Source organism: Desulfatibacillum aliphaticivorans DSM 15576, assembly GCF_000429905.1.
Taxonomy (GTDB): Bacteria; Desulfobacterota; Desulfobacteria; order Desulfobacterales; family Desulfatibacillaceae; genus Desulfatibacillum; species Desulfatibacillum aliphaticivorans.
Map to the genome: position 1 here is coordinate 1 of NZ_AUCT01000053.1, position 4,101 is coordinate 4,101.

A 4,101-nucleotide genomic window follows, 5' to 3' on the forward strand; every position below is an offset into this window, starting at 1 on the left:
CCCAAGAACACATTGAGTTAGTGGATTAATCAGGGACGTCCCCAAGAACAAAGAAAGTCAAGACGTCCCCAAGAAAGTCCAACTTTCTATTTTGTATGAATTACTCCAAGAATTTTTCCGTCTGCTTTTCTTATTCTTATATAAGGGATGCCGCCAAAGTACGCAACTGTAGGTTTAGGGGGAGAGGGCAAAGTTCCATAAACAAACCAATCCTCACCGATTAAAACAGCCACAAAAGGCTTTTTTTCTAAAATACTATCGCCATATATCGGAAGCCAAACAGCCTCTGCAATTCTGATAGCTGTTTCTGCATCGGGAACTATGCCCTCTTCTGGTATATGGCCATTCTTCTCTAACTTTTCGTAGATATTCCTATGATGCCCTAAATTTTGAATGGTCTCAGCCTGAATATTTCTACCTGGCAAAAAACTATAGACACTTACAATAGCAACTAAAATAGTAATCCTAACAAAACTTGACACTCGCTCGCTTTGCTTGATGTTCATTTTTGCACCTCTTTGCAATGAAAGTCGACAGAGATTTCGGCTAAAATGAAGCCCCTACTCCAGGTGAAGGATAATCATCATCCTTCCCACTGCCATTGTTTCCTCCAGTTTCATCAGTGGATTCCGCATCTCTCAGATCTTCGGCCCACTGGGGTATTTCATGAGCGTTTCCGGTAACACGAGTCCAATCCAAATCCTCTAATTTAATAGGGTCTTCACTAAATTTTTTCGGATCAACTTTTGTTTTTCTATTTGGATGTTTAGGGTCGCTTGGTATCTCTGGGATATTGAAGTCCCGTATTATCCCTGTCTTGGGATTAAAACCTTGCATTGACCCATCAGGGTCTACTGCAACTATCTCTGCATTTAATTTTACACCTGGTTTAAGTGGGCTTTCTTCAAGGTTTTCTGCAGCTGTCTTGTCCCCGGGCGAAACCCCTTCGTCAGTACCAGGAAGATACTCTCCATGAGTATGAATCAGCTTTTCGACATGTTGTCCAGCTTCAATTTCAATTGTTCCTGTAGTCGCTTTATTAACCATCGGAGTGGTATAAACATACTCCTTCTTATCACCATAATTATTGACACAGAAAACTTGGGTTTCAAGTTCTCTTCCAATATTGATGGAAATGCCATTATAACATATTGCGAAGTCACGCATTGCCATGTCAGGGTGGGAAAAAGGGGTTCCCGCTTTATTCCCTGTAGGATCAGTATACCTCAACGGATTATTGCTGCAATAAGCGTAGGGGTTGAGCTGTTGGGGATCGTATAGATTGGGTATCAAAGAATCCGGGCTGATGAACCGGCCGATGGCGGGATCATAATGCCTGGCGTCGTAATTGTAAAGGCCCGTGGACTCGTCCAGTTCCTGGTCCGTGTATTTGTAGGGCGTGGGCGTTGCCACGGAACCGGTGTAAAAGCGGTCCTCGCCGAAGGGCCGGTAATCGGCCTGTTCCACCACGGCGCCGGAGTCGTCCGTCACCACGGTGGAGCTTCCCAGGTGATCCTTGGAAAAATACTGGATGCCCTCGCCGTCCGTGATCTTGGCGATGCGCCGGTCCGCGCCGAAGATATACTTGGTCGCCACTCCATTTTTAACTTCATAGAATTGGCTTGCGTAAAAGGTCGTGCTTTCGCCGACGACTTCCTTACGAACCCGGGCGCCGTTTCCGTCGTAATAAAAATTGGTGGTCACGTCCGTCTGGCCGGACACGGATTTCACCACCTGGGTTGGCATGTTGTCCACGTTATAGTCAATGGCCAGGGTGGCGCTGATGCTGCCGGCCCCTTCTAACTTGGGGCACGCCGTGATATTGCCGTTGGCGTCGTAGGAGTAGTTATATACGGTTCCGCCGGCCGTGACCGCATCCAGCTTATGGGTGACGCTGTTGTAGGCGTAGGTCATGGACGATCCGTCCTGGGATTTGGTCAGGATGTTGCCTATGGAGTCGTAGGTCCAGGCCATGGAGCCCGTGGTGGACGCCTCGCTCGTCAGCCGGCGCCTTTTTTGGGTAGCCCTGGCAGAGCCGTATCCTGCCAGGGTCGCACAGCGACATTTTGTTCAACCGAAGAGTTCGTGGATAGCCTGGAACTTGTCCCCGTTGGCAATTCTTACCAACCAATGGCATTTCCATCCTCCCCGGCGCCCTATTTGCCCCCAATCCCCTCTTAATCAAGACAATTTATCTAAAAATAACCCATGATTTCAAAAAGATATAAAGTTAGTGACTTAGTAAGGGACGTCCCCCAGAATTCCTGGCTCTTGTAGCTACAGGCCCCCGTGCCTGTCCAGGCTTTTTGCCCGTCATTCCCGAGCGTCCCTATCGGGAATCCAGGGTCTTTGACTTTGGGTATTTTGAGAAGCCATGGAAAGGGCGCATTCCGCCGAAATCGTAAGGCGACTTGTAGGTCGGATTACGCGGAGCCAGGATAAGGGTTCCGGACAAGACGGGGTTAAAATTTCATGATAAACGCGCCATGTGCCCATCCCTTCATGCGGAGCAATCCGACGCCATGAAGGATATTTGGGAGGACGCGTTTCCAACGCATTTGGGCAGCCTTGGCAGCGTCCTTGCTTCATACTGCCGGGATCGTGAAGCGGCATTTTATTCAACCGAAAAGATCGTTGATAGCCTGCAACTTGTCCGAGTGGGCAATGCTTACAAACCAACGGCATTTCCTCCCGTCTCGCCGCCTTGGTTATAGCAAATTCGTCCGCCATCCATGCCAACTTGATCGAAAAATAACACTTGATTTCAATAAGATTCAAAGTTAGTGGAATAATCAAAGACGTCCCGAAGAATCTCTTAAGGGACGTCCCCCGGAACCCAGAAAAAATGGCAAGTTGATATCTGCTTGATTTTATAGGAAATATAAAAAGTCAAAATCACCCTTGACAGGAGACATTATAGGATGTCCCCCAGAACCCTTCAAATTGGGGAATTTTCAACTTGCTATACAAAACCACAAAAAAAGAGCAATCAAAACGGAAGCAATTCCTTGAATCAAATCTGCCTTTATTTGCCTATCCTTCATCTTTATATTTTTTCGAAAGGAGTCAGTATTAAAATAGTCATGCTCTCTATTATATTTTTGCCAATTAAAAATTGCATAGAATATCTCATATATGCCTAATATGAAGACAATTAAGCTAATTATTTTAATTTTAATCATCATAGCCCCCAAAAGCGATGGAGTTAGTTGGCTTTCCATTAGAAATTCAACATATGATGTTTCAAGGAGATTCGCTATCCAAAGAATCAATAGAATCTGCTGCGTCTTCGTCCGTATCTCCAGAATCTCTTGCGGAACTGTGCTCAGAAGCGGCATTCACGGAATTTGTTGAATCTCCATTTATACCAAAAGTGCCAGCACCATCTTCCTTGGAGAAAACATCATCTGCATCATCTTCCTTATCTTCCTTCTTTTTATTTGAAAAGAGGTCATTAACTTTTTCCTCAAGAGGTGTGCCTTGCACTGCAAACCCCATCAAAATCCCAAATTCTTCTTTTAAACTACGGAAAACCGTTGCTTTTTCTTTATTGAAATAACCTCTCACATCAGCCATCTGTTTTGCCAACGCTTTTTCTTTAGTCAGCCCTAAACGATTTCCAAATCGATTTCCCACTGTTGTAGAACCCGCTATAGCTCCTCCAAGACAGAATGACTTAAGGACATCTGTCTTTGTTGTATCCCCTAATGTTCCTTTTTTTGCTGATTGATAAGTATCATTTAATACATTTCCTGTGCCTCCAGCGGCCACAGTACCGACTGTCCCTGTCGTAGTACCGACCGCAGTGGCACCAGCTGCAAGAGAACCACTTACCAAGGCATCGCTGAGATACTCCATTGTCCCCATATCACCGTAACACAAAGCGGCTAAATTATCAGCCATACTGAAAAGTGCTCCGCTTAAAAAACCGTATGCTGCTGCTTTACCAACCGTTTTATTATGCCCCGTCGGATCAACATAAATCAGCGGGTTATTGCTGCAGTAGGCGTAGGGGTTGAGCTGTTGGGGATCGTATAGATTGGGTATCAAAGAATCCGGGCTGATGAACCGGCCGATGGCGGGATCATAATGCCTGGCGTC

Annotated in this window: 4 protein-coding genes; all 4 read right to left on the minus strand. The window is 45.9% G+C overall.

Going from position 1 to position 4,101, the window contains the following annotated elements; genetic code table 11:
• Positions 1–86: 86 nt before the first annotated feature.
• A complete protein-coding gene (locus G491_RS34695) occupies positions 87–506 on the minus strand; it encodes an NTF2 fold immunity protein (RefSeq protein ID WP_051327532.1) in 420 nt (139 codons plus the stop codon).
• A 40-nt stretch (positions 507–546) separates the two neighbouring features.
• Positions 547–1,914 carry an RHS repeat domain-containing protein gene (locus G491_RS36465; protein ID WP_157468591.1) on the minus strand — a complete coding sequence of 456 codons (1,368 nt, stop codon included), beginning with the start codon at positions 1,912–1,914 and terminating at the stop codon, positions 547–549.
• 1,040 nt (positions 1,915–2,954) lie between these two features.
• Positions 2,955–3,221, minus strand: a complete 267-nt coding sequence (locus G491_RS0125915) for a hypothetical protein (RefSeq protein ID WP_157468593.1) — start codon at positions 3,219–3,221, stop codon at positions 2,955–2,957.
• Positions 3,222–3,243: 22 nt separating this feature from the next.
• Positions 3,244–4,101: RHS repeat-associated core domain-containing protein (locus G491_RS32615; protein WP_035220237.1), on the minus strand; the 858-nt coding region annotated here is incomplete at its 5' end.